This window comes from Rathayibacter sp. AY1B4, assembly GCF_002932815.1.
Lineage (GTDB): Bacteria > Actinomycetota > Actinomycetes > Actinomycetales > Microbacteriaceae > Rathayibacter.
Window position 1 is genome coordinate 1 of record NZ_PSWN01000039.1, and the last position, 15,725, is coordinate 15,725.

The following is a 15,725-nucleotide window of genomic DNA, read 5'->3' on the forward strand; positions in this document are numbered from 1 at the left end:
CACCCCCGCGGATCGTCAGCCCTTGGTGGCGCCGGCGAGGAGGCCGCGGACGAAGAACCTCTGGAGGGAGAAGAACACGATGAGCGGCACGATGATCGAGATGAACGCGCCGGCCGTGAGCAGCTCCCACGACTGGCCGTAGGAGCCGGTGAGGTCCTGCAGCGCCTTCGTGATCGGCAAGCCCTGTCCGGAGGTGAAGACCGTCGCGACCAGCAGGTCGTTCCAGACCCAGAGGAACTGGAAGATGCCGAAGGAGGCGATGGCGGGGACCGAGAGCGGGAGCACGATGCGGAAGAAGATCTGGCCGTGTCCGGCGCCGTCCACTCGTGCCGCTTCGATGACCTCGCCGGGGATCTCGGAGATGAAGTTGTGGAGCATGAAGATCGCGAGCGGGAGCGCGAAGATCGTGTGCGCGATCCACACCTTCGCGTAGGAGCCGTCCAACCCGTTCACCCCGAGGCCGGGGAGGATGTAGAGCCCTCCGATGCGCAGGCCGTCCGAGAACAGCTGCAGCAGCGGCACGAGCGCCATCTGGATGGGGACGATCTGGAGCGAGAACACGAGGACGAAGAGGGTGTTGCGGCCCTTGAAGTCGATCCAGGCGAACGCGTAGGCGGCGAGGCTGGCGATCGTGATCGGGATCAGCGCCGCCGGCAGCGTGATGACGAGAGAGTTCACGAACGCCTTGCCCAGGGTCAGGCTGTCGCCCGAGTTGAGCGCGTTCGCGTAGTTGTCGAGGGTGAAGCCGGGGTTGGCGAAGATCGTCCACCAGCCGGTCGTCTTGATGTCGTTCGCGGGGCGGAACGACGAGATGAACAGGCCGAGGGTGGGGACGGTCCAGATGACGGCGATGATCAGCGCGGCGAGGGTGGCGCCGCGCGACGTCGTCGCCTTCTTGACCTTGCCGCTGGCCGCCTCAATCCTGGACTCGCCGCGGGCGAGCGCGCGCTCGGTGCTGCGGTCGACCGGAACCTGGATCGGAGTGGGCGTGACGCTCATCGGATCTCCCTCTGCTTGGCGAGCTGGCGGGCGTTGTAGACGACGATCGGGAGCACGAGCAGGAACAGGATGACCGCGAGGGCCGCGCTGTAGCCGCTGCGGGCGCCGAGCTGGAACTGGCGGACCATCTCGAACGCGAGGACCGTGGTGTCGGAGCGGCCGCCGGTCATCGCCGAGACGATGTCGAAGACCTTCAGCGACGCGATCGAGATCGTCGTGAGGACGACCACGATCGAGGAGCGGATGCCGGGGACGGTGACGTTCCAGAAGGACTGCCACGCGCTGGTGCCGTCGAGCGAGGCCGCTTCGAGCTGCTCGGAGGGGACGCCCTTGATGGCGGCGGAGAGCACCGTCATGGCGAATCCGGCCTGGGTCCAGATGAGGACGACGACGAGGAACAGGGTGTTCCACGGCTCGAGTCCCAGCCAGTCGACCGGCGGGGCGCCGAAGGCGGTGAGGATGCCGTTCAGGAGGCCGATCTGCTCGCCCTGGCGCACGTCGTAGAAGAACTTGAAGATGATCGACGCGCCGACGAACGAGATCGCCATCGGCATGAAGACCAGCAGCTTGAAGAACTTCTCGCCGCGGCTCTTGTCGATGAAGACCGCGTAGGCGAGACCGATGGCGGTCGCCGTGATGGGGGCCAGGAGCACCCAGACCACCGTGTTGAGGAAGGCGGTGATGCCGTCGGGGCTGGTGAAGACCCAGACGAAGTTGTCGATGCCGGCGAATCCGGAGCCGTCGTTCTTCATGAACGCGTTGATGGCCGTCGTGATCGTCGGGTAGATCAGGCCGATGAGGATGAAGAAGGCGGCCGGTGCCATGAACGCGATGAGCTGGAGTCCGTAGCCCGCGCCTTTGCGGGACCGGAAGTCGAGCAGGAACAGCGCGCCGCCGATGACGGCGGCCACCACCGCGACCCAGAGGACGGAGTTGTAGAGGCCGAAGACCAGCAGGAGGACGACCGGCAGGACGACCGTGACCGCGAGCCGGAGGACCGTGTAGCCGGTGCCGCGGCGGGGCGCGATCTCGACGAAGAAGAGGATGAGCGCCACCACGGCCGCGAAGGCCAGGAGGATGAGCGGGATCTGCGCGAGCGGCGGGATTCCCGCCAGCCACTGGAAGAACCCCGAGATGGTGATGGGGGACATGGACGCCCTTTCGAGTGCGACTCTGGACTCAGGAGGGGCCCGGCCCCGGGATCCGTGGATCCGGGGGCCGGGCCGTCACAGCTGAGCCGCCACTCGGGAGCGGCGGCTCTGCTCCGCTGCTAGGAGGTGTAGCCGGCCTGGATCTCCTCGAGCGCCTGGTCGGTGCTCGTGCCGTCGATCCAGTCGACCATGCCCTTGAAGAAGCTGTCCGAGCCCACTGCCTTCGGCATGAGGTCGGACGCGTCGAAGCGGAACGTGGTGTCCGGGTTCTGGAGGATCGCGATGGAGTCCTTCAGGACGTCGCTGCCCGCGTTGGCCGGGTCGAGACCGGTGTTCGCGGAGATGACGCCGCCGAGGGAGACGCGGCTGTTGGCCCAGTCGGCGCTGGCCAGGTACTCCTGGACCTTCGCGGTGTCCTCGTCGTTCGAGAACGCGGCGACCATCTCGCCACCACCGGTGACGGCCTGGGCGTCGTCGGCCTTGACCGGCGGGGTGAGGAAGGCCCACACGTCGCCGTCCTCGGCCACGTTGGCGCCGGCCGAGGTCAGGAAGCCCTCGAAGAACGAGGCCTGGTGGGTCAGCGCGCAGGTGCCGTTCGCCATGTTCTGGGCGACGTCGCCGAAGGCGGTGGAGTTGATCGACTTCACGTCGCCGTAGCCAGCGTTGACGAGGGTCGGGTCGAGGAGGATCGATCCGACGGACTCGAACGCGGACTTGATGGCCGGATCGGTGAAGGGGGTGTCGCCCGCGACCCAGGAGTCGTAGACGTCGGGGCCGGCCTCGCGGAGGACGGCGTCCTCGATCCAGTCGGTTCCGGGCCAGCCGGAGGCCTCACCGGAGTTGAAGCCCGCGCACCAGGACGGTCCGCCGGTCTTCTCGGCGATCGTCTTGCCGAGCGCCTCCATCTCGTCCCACGTCGTGGGAACGGAGACGCCCCACTCCTTGAACTTGGCCGGCGAGTACCAGATGTAGCCCTTGACGGACGCCATCAGCGGCGCGCCGTACTGGGTGCCGTCGACCTGGCCGTACTTCTGCCAGTCCTCGGACCAGTTCTGCTTGACGTTGGCGAGGGCGCCCTCGGGGAGCTCCTGCACCTTGCCGGAGGCGACGGTGTCGGCGAGCAGACCCGGCTGCGGGAAGATCGCGAGGTCGGGGGTGTCGCCACCCTGGACCTTGATGCCGATCTGCTTCTCGAACTCCTTGTCGCCCGTGTACTTGATCTCGATGCCGCTCTCCTTCTCCCAGTCCGCCCAGGACTGCTCGAGAAGGGTGGCCTCGTCGCCGTTGATGGTGCCGTAGACGTTGACGACGCCGTCGGCGGTGCCGACCGTGCCGGCCGAGCTGCCGCCGCCGGCGTTCGGGTCGTTGGGGTCACTGCTGCTGGAGCAGCCCGCGAGTGCGATGCCGGCCGCTGCCAGAACGGCGACCGGGACGGTGATACGGCGGTGCAGGGATGACCGCATTCTTCCTCCTCATTGAGTGGTGGAACCAGCCGAGCAGGCCGCTCCTCGCCGATCGGGATCGGGAGGCTGTGGCGGCTCGAAGCGTGTGCCGCGACGACTCGGATGCTGGTGATGGCGATGCCAGGAGGAACTCCGAGCGGATCACCGGATTCGTGTGGGTGGGCTCCCACGGAGGGAAACCTTTCCACAAGAACGATGAAAGCACAACGCCGGTGATAGAGCGCTCTCTGAGATAACGATTCGGCGTCAGAACAGCGATCGCGGGGCCGGGGCCGAGCGGAGATCGATCTCGGCGCGACGCCCGGCCGCCGGGCGGGGTATAACTTCCTGGAACCGTTTCCAGCATCGAGGCCGGACGGTCGGGAGGAACGCCGTGCCAGGCATCGAAGAGGTGGCCGAGCTCGCAGGAGTGTCGAAGGCGACGGTCTCGCGCGCGCTCAGCGGCCGGGGCTACGTCTCCGCGGGGACGAAGCAGCGCGTCGAGCGCGCCGCGACGAGCCTGGGCTACGTCGTCTCCGCCAACGCCTCCAGCCTCGTCACCGGCCGCAGCAACAACATCGCCGTGATCATCCCGATCATCAACCAGTGGTTCTTCGCCGGGATCATCGAGGGCATCGAGCGCGCCCTGCTCGCCGCCGGCTACGACCTGCTCCTCTACAACATCGACAAGCACCTCGACGCCCGCCGGAGCGTGTTCGAGTACTACCTCGTCCGCAAGCGCGTCGACGCGATCGTCGCGGTCACCCTCGAGATCTCGCCGCACGAGACGGAGGCGCTCCTCGCCCTGGGCAAGCCCATCGTCGGCATCGGCGGCGAGCTCCCCGGCATCCCCACCTTCAGCATCGACGACATCGCCGCCTCCCGCCTCGCCACGGAGCACCTGCTCTCCCTCGGCCACGAGCGGGTCGTCCACATCGGCGGGCTCGCGGAGGAGGAGATGGACTTCCACGTCCACACGCAGCGCCGCGACGGCTTCCGCCAGGCGCTCGCCGCCGCCGGCCTCGAGCCGGGCGCGCAGGACATCGTGCCCACCACCTTCGACATCCCCGGCGGGCACAGCGCCGGACGGCAGGTCCTCGGCGACCCGCGGACCCGGCCGACGGCGATCTTCGCCGCCTCCGACGAGATCGCGATCGGGATCATCCTCGCGGCGCGCGAGCTCGGCCTCTCGGTGCCCGAGGACGTCTCCGTCATCGGGATCGACGACCACCCCCTCGCCGAGCTCTTCGGTCTCAGCTCGATCCGCCAGGACCCGCGCCAGCAGGGCGAGCTCGCGGTCGCGCTGGTGCTGGACGCGCTGGCCGCCCTCGGTCGCGGCGAGCCCCCTCCCCCGGCCCGCCACACGCTGATCCCCGCCTCGCTGGTGATCCGCACCAGCACCTCGGCGCCGCGGGGGGCGAGAATCGGAGCATGAGCGACTCCGACACCCCCACTGTCCGCGACGTCCCCGAGCGGTCCCGCTTCGTGATCGAGGTCGGCGGCACTCCGGCCGGCTTCGCCGCGTACACCCGCCAGGGCGACGAGGTGACGCTCACCCACACCGTCGTCGACGACGCGTGGGAGGGCCACGGCCTCGGGAGCATCCTCGCGCGGGCCGCGGTCACCGCGATCACGGAGGCGGGCGGCACGGTCGTCCCGCGCTGCCCCTTCGTCGCGGCCTGGCTGCGCAAGCACCCGGACGTCGACGCCCGGGTCCGCTGGCCCGAGGACTGACTCACTCCGGGGGCGTCCTGCTCCCGATCTCCTGGAGCGCCCAGGTGTTGCCGTCCGGATCGGCGAAGTACGCGTACTGCACGCCGCCCAGGTCCTGGACCTCGCTGATCTCGAGCGAGCGGCCGACGAGCTCCGCGCGAGCGGCGGCGATGTCGTCGACGACGAGGTGGAGGGAGCGGACGACGCCCTCCTCCGGACCGGGGCCCATCCCGCTGCCGACCACGATCGAGCAGGCCGAGCCGGGCGGGGTGAGCTGGACCACGCGCATCGCGGCGGAGGGCCGCACGTCGTGGTCGAGGTGGAAGCCCATCACCTCCGTGTAGAAGGCGACCGCGCGGTCCACGTCGCCGACGGGGAGGGGGACGAGCTCGAGTCGCATCTGCACGCGACCAGTGTGCCGCGCGGGAGGGGTCAGTCGCGCGGACCGACGACGAGGCGCTCGTGCATGATCTCGACGGCGCGCTCGAGGACGCGGCGGTCCTCCGGAGTCAGATCGGCGAAGATCGGCGTCAGCGCGTCGCCGAGGTCGGTCCGCCAGGCGTTCAGCGCGTCTGCGCCGGCGGGAGCCAGGCGGATCTGCCAGGCGCGCGCGTCGAGGGGATCGGCGATCCGGTCGAGCCAGCCGGTCTCGACGAGGTTCTTCACGATCTTGGTCATCGTGGGCTGCGAGACGCGGCTCTGGGAGGCGAGCTCCCCCAGGCGCATCGGGCCCATCGAGAGGAGCACCGAGAGCGTGCGCCAGACGGCCTGCGACTCCTGGTTGCCGGTCGCTTGGGCGGCGAGGCGGGTGATCCGGTGCGTCACCGAGACGAAGTCGCTCAGGAGCTCGCTGAGCGAGACCTCGCTGGGCGGGACGTCGCGGGCGGGGAGCCCGGCGAGCAGATCGTGAGCAGTCACGCTCCGATCCTAGGGGCGCGCGCCTCGAACGGCCGGGAACGACGAAGGGCGACGCCTCCGAGGAGACGACGCCCTGCGTCTGCAGGCGTGCCTGCGTCACCCTGACGAGCGACCGGCCGGAGCCGGCACCCGGGACGGGTGAGGGGGATTACTTGACGGTGACGGTCGCGCCGGCGCCCTCGAGCTGAGCCTTGGCCTTCTCGGCGGTCTCCTTGTTGACGGCCTCGAGGACCGCCTTGGGGGCACCGTCGACGAGCGCCTTCGCCTCGCCGAGGCCGAGGCTGGTGAGGGCGCGCACCTCCTTGATGACCTGGATCTTCTTCTCGCCGGCGGCCTCGAGCACGACGTCGAACTCGGTCTGCTCCTCGACCTCTTCGGCGGGGGCGGCCGGGCCGGCCGCACCGGCGGCGGCGACGGGCGCCGCAGCGGTGACCTCGAAGACCTCTTCGAACTTCTTGACGAACTCCGAGAGCTCGATGAGCGTGAGCTCCTTGAAGGCCTCGATGAGCTCGTCCTGCGTGAGCTTTGCCATGATTTTTCTCCTTGTTTTTCTTTGTCTACGAACCGCGCGCGCACTGCTTCCCGGAAGGGGAAGACGTCAGCTCGCGGACTCCTGCTTCTCGCGCAGCGCCTCGACCGTGCGAACGGCCTTCGAGAGCGGAGCGTTGAACAGATATGCGGCGCCGAACAGCGAGGCCTTGAAGGCGCCGGCGAGCTTGCCGAGCAGAACTTCGCGGGACTCGAGGTCGGCGAGCTTGCCCACCTCTTCTGCGGTCAGCGGGTTACCGTCGAAGTAACCGCCCTTGACCACGAGGAGAGGGTTTGCCTTGGCGAAGGCACGCAGCGACTTCGCGACGGCGACAGGGTCGCCGTGCACGAACGCGATGGCCGAGGGGCCAGCGAGCTCGTCGTCGAAGGACGAGATACCGGCGTTGTTCGCCGCGATCTTGGTCAGCGTGTTCTTCACCACGGCGTAGGTTGCGTGCTCACTGATGTCCTTGCGCAGCGTCTTGAGCTGAGCAACAGTGAGACCGCGGTACTCGGTCAGCAGAACGGCCGTCGAGCTCTGGAACTTCTCCGTGAGTTCGGCAACCGAGGCTTCCTTGTTCGCCATGGCTACTCCTGTGAATTCTCGTGCCGGTAGCCCGAAGGCAGGCAAAGAAAAAAGCTCCGGCACAGGGGCGCGGAGCTTCGGGATCGCGGTGAGGCGGAACTGAACTCGTGCACCTGCGCGGGCAATTCGCTTCGCGAATCCTTCGTCCGGTGGCGATCCGCGGGGCCGGGGCCCTGCTCGTGCGCACACCGGAAACCGGCGGTCTTTGGCTTCGGGAAGCGTACGTCATCGCGGCGCGCGGGCGCAAGTCGAGGAGGAGGGCCCGCGCGCGGGATGCTGGAGGCATGACCGGCCCGACCCCCGACTCCGCCCGCGACGTCGACTCCGCGATCGCCTCGGTGGAGGGCGAGCTCAGCACCCTCTTCAACCGCGTGCGGGCGGCGATGCGCTCCTACGCCGAGCGGCTCCACCCGGAGCTGACGCCGCTGGGCTACAAGACGATCTCGGCGCTCGAGCGCCGCGGACCCGTGCACTCGGGCGTGCTGGCCGAGCTCCTCGAGATGGACAAGTCGGCGCTCAGCCGCCAGATCACGGCGCTCGACCGCCTCGGCTTCCTCGAGCGCACCCCCGACCCGCAGGACGGCCGCGCCACGATCCTCTCGGTGACTCCGGCGACCGCCGCGCGGCTGCGCGAGATTCGCAGCTCGAACCAGGCGCTGATGCACGAGGAGCTGCGCAGCTGGGCGCTCGCCGACGTCGAGCTCTTCGCCTCTCTCCTGCACAGGATCAACGACCTTGACATCTGACGCTTAGCACCCCGTCCGTTCGGGGACAATCGCCGGACGCCGCCCGCTCGACTGCGTAGTTTCGGAGGCGATGGACCAGCACTCCTCCTCTCTCCTCCCCCACGACGTCGACGGCGCGCTCGGCTTCGCGCGCGGTCTGAGCGCCGACGCGCCCCGGCCCGGCACCGGTCGCACCGCCGAGCTGCACGGTCTCCTCGAGCGCCTGGCTCGGCACGACCTCGGCGTCGCGCGCGCGGTGGAGCCGCACCTCGACGCTCTCGCGATCCTCGGCGAGGCGGAGCTCGACCCGTCCGGACTCGGAGTCGCCGCCGACGCCGCCTGGGGGGTCTTCGCGGCCGAGGGCGGCGGGGATCCTCTGGTCGCCCGCGAGAGCGACGGCGACTGGCTGCTCGACGGAGTGAAGCCCTGGTGCTCGCTGGCCGACCGCCTCGACGCCGCCCTCGTCACCGCCCACGTCGGCGACGCCTCCGGCGAGCGCCGCCTCTTCGCCGTGGCGCTGCGGGACGGGACGGCGACGCCGGAGCAGGACGCCTGGCACGCGCGCGGCCTGACGGAGGTGCCCAGCGGACCGGTCCGCTTCTCCGGCACCCGCGCCGTCCCCGTGGGGGACGCCGGCTGGTACCTCTCGCGGCCCGGCTTCGCCTGGGGCGGCATCGGCGTCGCCGCCTGCTGGCACGGCGGAGCCCTCGGAGTCGCGGCTGCCGTCGCGGCAGCGGCAGCCCGACGCGAGGACCCGCACCTCCTGGCCCACCTCGGAGCGATCGACACGGCGCTCTCCGCGTCGCGCCGGGCGCTGGACGAGGCCGCCGCGGCTGTCGACGCGGGCGAGGCCGACGGCCCCCGCGGCTCACTGCTCGCCAAGCGCGTGCGGGCGAGCGTCGCCGGAGCGGTCGAGGAGATCCTGCTCCGCGCCGGCCGCGCGCTCGGCCCGGCTCCGCTCGCCCTCGACGCCGAGCACGCCAAGCGCGTCGCCGACCTCGCGCTCTACGTCCGCCAGCACCACGCCGAGCGCGACGACGCCGCTCTCGGCCGCGCCGTGCTCGCCTCGGGCGAGGCGGCCTCCTGGTGAGCCGGCCCTTCGACGGGCGCCTCGAGGGCACTCCTCTCGAGCGCTGGACCGCGGACGGCCGCCGCGACCGCCTCCCGGAGCTGACCCTGCCCGACGGGATCCGGCGCGTCCTGGTGGTCGTGGCGCACGCCGACGACGAGACCCTCGGCTGCGGCGGCACCATCGCGCTCGCGCGTCGGCGCGGGATCGCGGTCGACGTCGTCGTCGTGACCGACGGAGCCGCGGCCCACGGGGAGCGGGACGCGGACCTCGCTGCCGAGCGCCGGCGGGAGGCCTCGGACGCACTGGCGGAGCTCGGCCCCGGCATCGGGCTCGCCTTCCTCGACGTGCCGGACTCGGCGACCCCGGAGCACCACGAGCGCATCTCACGCGAGGTGCGCGAGCGGGCGGCCGGCGCCCCCGGGACCGTCCTGCTCCTCTCCACCTGGACCGGGGACGGGCACCGGGACCACCGCGTGGTCGGCGAGATCTGCGCGGAGGTCGCGCGCGAGCTCGGGCAGCCGCTGCTCGCCGCGCCGATCTGGCTGTGGCACTGGGCGGTCCCGGAGGACCCCGAGGTGCCGTGGGGCGACCTCGTGCGCCTGCCGCTCGACGACGAGCTGCTCGAGCGCACCCGCCGTGCCCGCTCCCGCTATCCCAGCCAGACCCGCCCCGGGCCCGACGGGACCGGTCCGGTGCTCCATCCGCTCTTCCTGCGCACCTTCACCGGGGACGACCGGCTGGTGAGGATCGCATGAGCTACTTCGACGAGCTGTACGCCCGCCACGAGGACCCGTGGGGGTACACGAGCCGCTGGTACGAGCAGCGCAAGCGCGCCCTGACCCTCGCGAGCCTGCCGGAGCAGCGCTACGGCTCCGTGCTGGAGATCGGCGCCTCGATCGGCGTGCTGGCCGAGGCGCTGGCCGACCGGGCCGACCGCCTGCTGGCGATCGACGTGTCGAGCGCCGCCGTCGAGCGCGCCGCCCGCCGCCTCGCTCCGCTCGAGCACGTGCGGGTCGAGCGCCACGACATCACCCGCGGCGTGCCGGAGGGTCCGTTCGACCTGGTCGTGCTCTCGGAGGTCGGCTACTACCTCGGCGACGCCCTCCCCGGCGTGCTGCGCACCATCCGCGACGCCCTCGCCCCCGCGGGGGAGCTCGTCACCGTGCACTGGCGGCATCCGATCGAGGAGCTCGCTCTGGACGGCGACGCCGTGCAGTCCGCCGTGGCCGAGCTGGGCCTGCACCGCCTCGCCCGCCACGAGGAGGAGGACGTCCTGCTCGAGGTCCACGCCCGCGACTCCCGCTCGGTCGCCCGCCGGACGGGGCTGGTGTGAGCCGGCTCGCGCAGGTGCTGGTCGTCGTGCCCGCGCGCGACGAGGAGGAGCGGATCGGCGGCCTGATCGCCTCCGTCCAGGCCAGTGCGACCCACCTCGCCCACCGGGCGCCCGGCATCGGGATGCGCCTCGTGGTCGCCGCGGACGGCTGCTCCGACGCGACCGTCGAGCGGGCCCGTGCCGTCGGCGCCGAGGTGCTGGAGCTCGCCTGCTGCGGAGTAGGCGCCGCCCGCTCGGCGGGTATCGCGCACGCCCTCTCCTCCGTCACCGCTCCGCTCGAGCAGGTGTGGATCGCCAACACCGACGCCGACACCGTGGTCCCCCGCGACTGGCTGGCCGCCCACGTCGAGCACGCGCGACGGCACGACGCGCTGCTCGGCACGGTCCGGCCCGACCCGGCCGACCTCTCCCCCGGCGCCTACTCGCGCTGGCGCGACGTCCGCGCGCGCGAGGAGTCGATCGGCAGCATCCACGGCGCGAATCTCGGCGTCCGCGCGAGCGCGTACCTCGCCGCGGGCGGATTCGGGCGGGAGCCGCTGCACGAGGACGTCCTGCTCGTCGAGCGGCTGCGCGCGAGCGGCGCCCGGGTCGGAGCGACGGACCGCGGCGAGGTGGTCACCTCCGGCCGCCGCGACAACCGGGTCGAGGGCGGTTACGGCCACTACCTCCACGCTCGCTTCCCGTCTGAGACGTCTCCGGCCTGCGGCTGAATCGGGTACACGCGCACGCGGAACACGATGCGAGGGGTCCCTGTCAATGGTCGGGCCGTGGTTTGTCACGGATTGCGCAGGAGAGTCAAATGGGTGTCGAGCACGACCCGGTGCTCTCCGATGGAAGGGTCACTGCATGAATCCCCGCCTCGTCCTGCTGGCACTGGTCGCCTTCACCGCCTACGTGTTCGGCTCCCGCGCCGGCCGTGGCCGCTACGAAGAGCTGCGCCACCTCGCACTCGGCGTGTGGAACGACCCGGCCACGAAGAAGACCCGCAAGAAGCTCAAGAAGACCTCCAAGCGCGAGGCCAAGCAGCTCACCGCCATCGCGAGCAAGGCTCGCGACAAGGTGCAGCGCCGCCTCCGCTGACCCCCGCTTCCACGACTCACAGGACACCGGCCCGCCGGTGTCTCCGCTCGCATCGGAACGGCCGATCGAGCACGAACTGAAGGAGAAACACCATGGGCATCATCAGCTGGATCATCCTCGGCCTCATCGCCGGGGCGCTCGCCAAGCTCATCCTCCCGGGCAAGCAGGGCGGCGGATGGATCATCACGATCGTCCTCGGCATCGTGGGCGCGCTGCTCGGCGGCTTCCTCAGCACGCTGTTCGGCATCCAGGACGCCGTCAACGGCATCAACATCGTGAGCATCATCGTCTCCGTCGTCGGTGCGATCGTCGTCCTCCTCATCTACGGCGCGATCGTCGGCCGCAAGTCCCGCGCGTAAGTCGCGCTCCTCGAAGGCCCCCGGCATCCGTGCCGGGGGCCTTCGGCGTTCCCGGGAGGGCACACCGGTGGTTCGGGGGATCCGACTCCTCCTCCGCGGGGAAGCTGGATGTCCGCCGAGCGCGCAAGGGGTTGATGCTGGGAGCCGCAGGCGATGGACTGGAGGCACGACGGCGCGGCTCCACTGCGCCCTCGCCCCGACGAAAGGACGTACTCGCTCATGAGCGACGACACCGCAACGGTCCCCACGATCACCCTGAACAACGGCGTGGAGATCCCGCAGCTGGGCTTCGGCGTGTTCCAGATCGACCCGGCCGAGACCAAGGACGCGACCCTGGCGGCCCTCGAGGTCGGCTACCGCCACATCGACACCGCCGAGATGTACGGCAACGAGGCGGGCGTCGGCGAGGCCGTCCGCGCCTCCGGCCTCGACCGCTCCGAGGTCTTCGTGACCAGCAAGCTCAACAACGGCTTCCACGCCCGCGAGGACGCTCTCGCCGCGATCGACGTCACCCTCGGCGAGCTGAAGTTCGACTACGTCGACCTCTTCCTCATCCACTGGCCGCTCCCGAACGTGGGCGACTACCTGGAGACCTGGAAGGCGATGGAGGAGATCTACCGCAGCGGCAAGGCGAAGGCGATCGGCGTCTCCAACTTCCAGACCAACCATCTCAACCGGCTCCGCGCCGAGGCGACCATCGTCCCGGCCGTGAACCAGATCGAGGTGCACCCCTACCTCGTGCAGCAGGAGCTCCGCGCCTACGGCACCGAGCACGGCATCGCGACCGAGGCCTGGTCGCCGATCGCGCAGGGCCTGGTCCTCGACGACGACACCATCACCCGCATCGCGCGCAACGTCGACCGCAGCCCGGCGCAGGTCGTGCTCCGCTGGCACATCCAGCGCGGCGACATCGTCTTCCCGAAGTCGGTCACCCGCAAGCGCGTGGAGGAGAACTTCGCCCTCTTCGACTTCGAGCTCGACGACGAGGCGATGACCGACATCACGGCGCTCGACCGCGGCCACCGCACCGGCCCCGACCCCGACACCTTCAACTACATCCCGAGCTGATCCTCGGCTCCACGGAGCGCGCCCGGCCTGCAGTCGTCCTGCGGACCGGGCGCGCTCGTGCGTGGGGCGGCGAGCCGAGCCGCGCACGAACAGGGCGGGTTTCGAGACGCCGCGCTGCCGCTCCTCGACCGGCACGGTCACGGGCCGACCGCACCCCTGCTGATCGAGGAGCGGGCGCAGCCCGCGCATCGAGGTCCACCACCGACGAACAGCGCGGATCCCGATGTGCCGGGCCCGCGGATCAGCCCTGCTGCGAGTCGCGCCAGGAGTGCTCGGGGGCGTAGCCGAGGACCTCGCGGGCGTGGTCGATCGAGAGCAGGGTCCCGGTGGTCCCGAGGTCGCCGCGCAGCTCGACGCCGGGGAACACCTCGGCCACCAGCTCGGCGTTGGGGCGCGTCATCACGGTGTCGGCCGCGGCGATGATGAAGCGGTCGAACCCGGTCGTCTCGGCGAGCAGCGCCTTCTCGACCGCCTGCGCTCCATCGCGTCCGTCGATGTAGCCCCAGAGGTTCCACTTGCGCAGCAGCGCGTCGGAGTCGAACGACGGGAACTCGGCGTAGTCGGCCTCGTCCATGACGTTCGAGAAGCGCAGGCCCGTGATCTTCAGGTCCGGGTGCCAGCGGCACAGCTCGATCGCCATCTGCTCCTCGAGGTGCTTGGTGAGCGAGTAGACCGACTCCGGGCGCGCCGGGTACTGCTCGTCGACCGGGATGTAGGGCGGCGGGACGTCGAAGGGCAGGCCCAGCACGGTCTCGCTGGAGGCGTAGACGACGTTGCGGATGCCGGCACGGATCGCTCCGTGGAACGCGTTGAACGTCGCGATCATGTTGTTGTGGAACGTGGCGACGTCGGGCACGAGGCCCGGCGCGGGGATCGCGGCGAGGTGCACGAGCGCGTCGATCCCCTCGTACTGGTCGTTCACCGACTGCAGCGCGTCCACGACCTGGCCGTAGTCGGCGATGTCGATGCGGACGAAGCCCGCGCCGCGGTCCCCCGCACGGTCCAGATTGAAGACCTCGTGCCCGGAAGCGCGGAGGCGGGTGACGACGTGGCGGCCGAGCTTGCCGGATCCACCGGTGACTGCGATTCTCATGCTCGAACGCTAACGGGCCCGAGCGACGAGGGACGAGGGTTGCGGATCAGCTCCGGGCATGAAGCGAGATCGCGCCGCCGACCTCGGGCGTCGTCTCGTCGGCGACGAGCTCCGTCCAGCGGCGGAGCACGGCGGCGCCGGCCGCGTCGTTCACGGCTCCGTCGACGACGAGGACCGGGTAGGGCTTCTCGGGCACGCCCTCTGCGGGCCGCACGTCGACGTGGGCGACGTCGTAGGCGTGCTCGAACAGCCAGTCGGCCATCGCGTAGTCGCTCCGGGAGTCGCCGACCGTGCGCCAGCGCTGCGGGATCGCGCCGGTCGCTCCGAGCAGCTCCACGGCGCGCTGGGCGCCGAGGTCCTTGCCGAGCCGGTTCGACTCGATGTCGGTCGAGATGACGGTCGGGTCGATGCGGAAGTCGACCGTCCCCTCCTCGTTCGGGTACCGGATGCCGCGGCGCTCGACTCCCAGGCCCGCGGCGGTCATGATCTGCAGGGCGTCGGCGTCGAAGACGAGCTGGCGCTCGAGGTAGTCCTCGCTCGGCAGGTCGACCAGCTGCTCGGCCGAGACCATGGCGCGCTTGGTCTCGTCGAAGAAGACCAGGTCGTCGTAGTCGGAGCGGATCATCCGCTCGAGGTCGCGGGCCACCGGCTCGGGGATCGCGAGCGACTCGTCGACGATCGGCTCCGAGGTGCCGCGGTAGTCGACGGTGAACCAGACGGCGCCCTTCTCGCAGACGCACACGATGCGGGCCTCGGCCGAGACGCCGCGCTCGAGGAGCGCGGGCAGGACCCGCTCGCGCAGGAACGCGTCGGAGCGGCCCGTGTTGAACACGATCGGGATGCCGGCGTTGGCCAGGGTGACGAGGTCGTCGGCGATCTCGGGGATCGAGATCGTGCGCGTGACGGGGCTCGCGATGGGCCCGTCGACGTCGAGGAGCAGGCCGAGCGGAGGGGGTGTGGAGGTCATCGTGTCCCATTCTGCCGTGCCGGGGCCGCTCGACGCCTCCGTGGCCGCCTCCGCGCGGGCGGAGCGGTTCAGGAGGCGGGGACGACGAGGGTGCGCTGAGCGGTGGTGCCGTCGGGAGCGAGGACGGCGAGGGTGATCAGGGTCTCGGAGTCGCGGCAGTCGGCGGTGACGGCGGCGGAGCCGGACGCCGCGAGGTCGACGGGCTCGCCCGCGCTCGCGTCGGTGGTGCCGACGGCCAGGCGGGCGGTGGCGCCTCCGCTCGTCTCCCACGACAGGGCGAGCGGGACGGAGGCGGTGCGGTCGCCCTCGCAGTCGACAGAGGCGGGGGTGGAGGCGAAGGAGACGATCACGGGAGGAGCGTCGGATGCGGTGCCCGGCTCGGTGTCGGACGGAGCGGCGGAGGCCGTCGGCGTGGGGGCGGCGGCGCCGTCGGCCGCCTCCGCGGAGCCGGGAGCGGCGGACGTCGCCGGAGCGGTCCCGGACGGCGCCGAGGACGGGCCCGCGGACGCCGTGGCTGCGCCGGGCGCTCCCCCGCCGGCGGGCCGGACGAGCAGCACCATCGCGAGGACGACGGCGACGAGTCCGAGGGCGGCGAGGACGATCCCGGTGGTGCGGGCGGAGCGGGACGGCATCGGTCCTCCTGGGACGGGACGGGACGGGACGGGACGGGACGGGCGGAAGAGACGGGGCG

At 71.0% G+C, this 15,725-nt stretch carries 20 protein-coding genes; 10 read left to right on the forward strand and 10 right to left on the reverse strand.

The annotated features are described in order from the left end of the window. Positions 1-15: 15 nt before the first annotated feature. The 3 genes from C5D66_RS16200 to C5D66_RS16210 form a co-directional block, all read right to left on the reverse strand. The gene (locus C5D66_RS16200; RefSeq protein ID WP_104224339.1) at positions 16-999 is read right to left on the reverse strand and encodes a carbohydrate ABC transporter permease; all 984 of its coding nucleotides are present in this window, start codon (positions 997-999) and stop codon (positions 16-18) included. Beyond that, positions 996-2,150 (reverse strand): carbohydrate ABC transporter permease, encoded by a 1,155-nt coding sequence (locus tag C5D66_RS16205; protein WP_181027270.1) that lies wholly within the window; start codon positions 2,148-2,150, stop codon positions 996-998. The genes C5D66_RS16200 and C5D66_RS16205 overlap by 4 nt, the downstream gene beginning before the upstream one ends. Before the next feature lie 119 nt (positions 2,151-2,269). Continuing rightward, positions 2,270-3,613 (reverse strand): ABC transporter substrate-binding protein, encoded by a 1,344-nt coding sequence (locus C5D66_RS16210; protein WP_104256655.1) that lies wholly within the window; start codon positions 3,611-3,613, stop codon positions 2,270-2,272. Positions 3,614-3,986: 373 nt separating this feature from the next. On the opposite strand from C5D66_RS16210, the gene C5D66_RS16215 reads away from it, so the two are divergent. Next, complete coding sequence (locus tag C5D66_RS16215) at positions 3,987-5,027, forward strand: LacI family DNA-binding transcriptional regulator (RefSeq protein ID WP_104256654.1); 1,041 nt, start codon at positions 3,987-3,989, stop codon at positions 5,025-5,027. Beyond that, the gene (locus C5D66_RS16220) at positions 5,024-5,326 is read left to right on the forward strand and encodes a GNAT family N-acetyltransferase (RefSeq protein WP_104224336.1); all 303 of its coding nucleotides are present in this window, start codon (positions 5,024-5,026) and stop codon (positions 5,324-5,326) included. Before C5D66_RS16215 ends, C5D66_RS16220 begins: the two co-directional genes overlap by 4 nt. A gap of 1 nt (position 5,327) precedes the next feature. Here the strand turns inward: C5D66_RS16220 and C5D66_RS16225 are convergent, their stop codons facing one another. From C5D66_RS16225 to rplJ, 4 genes are all read right to left on the reverse strand, one after another. After that, positions 5,328-5,711 (reverse strand): VOC family protein, encoded by a 384-nt coding sequence (locus tag C5D66_RS16225; protein WP_181027271.1) that lies wholly within the window; start codon positions 5,709-5,711, stop codon positions 5,328-5,330. A gap of 26 nt (positions 5,712-5,737) precedes the next feature. After that, on the reverse strand, positions 5,738-6,223 hold the full coding sequence (locus C5D66_RS16230; RefSeq protein ID WP_244229591.1) for a MarR family winged helix-turn-helix transcriptional regulator: 486 nt from the start codon (positions 6,221-6,223) through the stop codon (positions 5,738-5,740). 148 nt (positions 6,224-6,371) lie between these two features. Then, a complete protein-coding gene (rplL, locus tag C5D66_RS16235; RefSeq protein WP_104256653.1) occupies positions 6,372-6,755 on the reverse strand; it encodes a 50S ribosomal protein L7/L12 in 384 nt (127 codons plus the stop codon). A 66-nt stretch (positions 6,756-6,821) separates the two neighbouring features. Beyond that, positions 6,822-7,337: a 50S ribosomal protein L10 gene (gene rplJ / locus C5D66_RS16240; RefSeq protein ID WP_055791018.1), complete on the reverse strand. Its 516-nt coding sequence runs from the start codon at positions 7,335-7,337 to the stop codon at positions 6,822-6,824. A 284-nt stretch (positions 7,338-7,621) separates the two neighbouring features. On the opposite strand from rplJ, the gene C5D66_RS16245 reads away from it, so the two are divergent. From C5D66_RS16245 to C5D66_RS16280, 8 genes are all read left to right on the forward strand, one after another. Further along, entirely contained in the window at positions 7,622-8,083 is a 462-nt protein-coding gene (locus C5D66_RS16245) for a MarR family winged helix-turn-helix transcriptional regulator (protein WP_104224334.1), read from the forward strand. Positions 8,084-8,153: 70 nt separating this feature from the next. Next, complete coding sequence (locus C5D66_RS16250; protein ID WP_219813281.1) at positions 8,154-9,152, forward strand: acyl-CoA dehydrogenase; 999 nt, start codon at positions 8,154-8,156, stop codon at positions 9,150-9,152. After that, on the forward strand, positions 9,149-9,889 hold the full coding sequence (locus C5D66_RS16255; RefSeq protein WP_181067955.1) for a PIG-L deacetylase family protein: 741 nt from the start codon (positions 9,149-9,151) through the stop codon (positions 9,887-9,889). Before C5D66_RS16250 ends, C5D66_RS16255 begins: the two co-directional genes overlap by 4 nt. Beyond that, the gene (locus C5D66_RS16260) at positions 9,886-10,467 is read left to right on the forward strand and encodes a class I SAM-dependent methyltransferase (RefSeq protein WP_104256652.1); all 582 of its coding nucleotides are present in this window, start codon (positions 9,886-9,888) and stop codon (positions 10,465-10,467) included. Before C5D66_RS16255 ends, C5D66_RS16260 begins: the two co-directional genes overlap by 4 nt. Then, a complete protein-coding gene (locus C5D66_RS16265) occupies positions 10,464-11,177 on the forward strand; it encodes a glycosyltransferase family 2 protein (RefSeq protein ID WP_104256651.1) in 714 nt (237 codons plus the stop codon). Before C5D66_RS16260 ends, C5D66_RS16265 begins: the two co-directional genes overlap by 4 nt. A 136-nt stretch (positions 11,178-11,313) precedes the next feature. Then, the gene (locus tag C5D66_RS16270) at positions 11,314-11,547 is read left to right on the forward strand and encodes a hypothetical protein (RefSeq protein ID WP_104227476.1); all 234 of its coding nucleotides are present in this window, start codon (positions 11,314-11,316) and stop codon (positions 11,545-11,547) included. 92 nt (positions 11,548-11,639) lie between these two features. Next, positions 11,640-11,906, forward strand: a complete 267-nt coding sequence (locus C5D66_RS16275; protein ID WP_104224330.1) for a GlsB/YeaQ/YmgE family stress response membrane protein — start codon at positions 11,640-11,642, stop codon at positions 11,904-11,906. 219 nt (positions 11,907-12,125) lie between these two features. After that, positions 12,126-12,974, forward strand: coding sequence for an aldo/keto reductase (locus C5D66_RS16280; protein WP_104224329.1), 849 nt, complete (start codon positions 12,126-12,128; stop codon positions 12,972-12,974). A gap of 241 nt (positions 12,975-13,215) precedes the next feature. On the opposite strand, the gene C5D66_RS16285 is transcribed toward C5D66_RS16280, so the two are convergent. The 3 genes from C5D66_RS16285 to C5D66_RS16295 all read right to left on the reverse strand — a co-directional run bounded on the left by C5D66_RS16285 (position 13,216) and on the right by C5D66_RS16295 (position 15,666). After that, positions 13,216-14,067: an NAD(P)-dependent oxidoreductase gene (locus tag C5D66_RS16285; RefSeq protein ID WP_104227477.1), complete on the reverse strand. Its 852-nt coding sequence runs from the start codon at positions 14,065-14,067 to the stop codon at positions 13,216-13,218. Between the two features lie 46 nt (positions 14,068-14,113). Beyond that, positions 14,114-15,034 carry a hypothetical protein gene (locus C5D66_RS16290; RefSeq protein WP_104234599.1) on the reverse strand — a complete coding sequence of 307 codons (921 nt, stop codon included), beginning with the start codon at positions 15,032-15,034 and terminating at the stop codon, positions 14,114-14,116. A 68-nt stretch (positions 15,035-15,102) separates the two neighbouring features. Continuing rightward, the gene (locus tag C5D66_RS16295) at positions 15,103-15,666 is read right to left on the reverse strand and encodes a hypothetical protein (RefSeq protein WP_104256650.1); all 564 of its coding nucleotides are present in this window, start codon (positions 15,664-15,666) and stop codon (positions 15,103-15,105) included. Positions 15,667-15,725: the final 59 nt, after the last annotated feature.

Excerpts from the sequence above, each read along its gene's own strand:
- C5D66_RS16220 (WP_104224336.1), top strand. The coding sequence starts at position 5,024 with ATGAGCGACTCCGACACCCCCACTGTCCGCGACGTCCCCGAGCGGTCC.
- C5D66_RS16205 (WP_181027270.1), bottom strand. The coding sequence starts at position 2,150 with ATGTCCCCCATCACCATCTCGGGGTTCTTCCAGTGGCTGGCGGGAATC.
- C5D66_RS16210 (WP_104256655.1), bottom strand. The coding sequence starts at position 3,613 with ATGCGGTCATCCCTGCACCGCCGTATCACCGTCCCGGTCGCCGTTCTG.
- C5D66_RS16285 (WP_104227477.1), bottom strand. The coding sequence starts at position 14,067 with ATGAGAATCGCAGTCACCGGTGGATCCGGCAAGCTCGGCCGCCACGTC.
- rplJ (WP_055791018.1), bottom strand. The coding sequence starts at position 7,337 with ATGGCGAACAAGGAAGCCTCGGTTGCCGAACTCACGGAGAAGTTCCAG.
- C5D66_RS16250 (WP_219813281.1), top strand. The coding sequence starts at position 8,154 with ATGGACCAGCACTCCTCCTCTCTCCTCCCCCACGACGTCGACGGCGCG.
- rplL (WP_104256653.1), bottom strand. The coding sequence starts at position 6,755 with ATGGCAAAGCTCACGCAGGACGAGCTCATCGAGGCCTTCAAGGAGCTC.
- C5D66_RS16275 (WP_104224330.1), top strand. The coding sequence starts at position 11,640 with ATGGGCATCATCAGCTGGATCATCCTCGGCCTCATCGCCGGGGCGCTC.
- C5D66_RS16260 (WP_104256652.1), top strand. The coding sequence starts at position 9,886 with ATGAGCTACTTCGACGAGCTGTACGCCCGCCACGAGGACCCGTGGGGG.
- C5D66_RS16200 (WP_104224339.1), bottom strand. The coding sequence starts at position 999 with ATGAGCGTCACGCCCACTCCGATCCAGGTTCCGGTCGACCGCAGCACC.
- C5D66_RS16270 (WP_104227476.1), top strand. The coding sequence starts at position 11,314 with ATGAATCCCCGCCTCGTCCTGCTGGCACTGGTCGCCTTCACCGCCTAC.
- C5D66_RS16245 (WP_104224334.1), top strand. The coding sequence starts at position 7,622 with ATGACCGGCCCGACCCCCGACTCCGCCCGCGACGTCGACTCCGCGATC.
- C5D66_RS16290 (WP_104234599.1), bottom strand. The coding sequence starts at position 15,034 with ATGACCTCCACACCCCCTCCGCTCGGCCTGCTCCTCGACGTCGACGGG.
- C5D66_RS16295 (WP_104256650.1), bottom strand. The coding sequence starts at position 15,666 with ATGCCGTCCCGCTCCGCCCGCACCACCGGGATCGTCCTCGCCGCCCTC.
- C5D66_RS16280 (WP_104224329.1), top strand. The coding sequence starts at position 12,126 with ATGAGCGACGACACCGCAACGGTCCCCACGATCACCCTGAACAACGGC.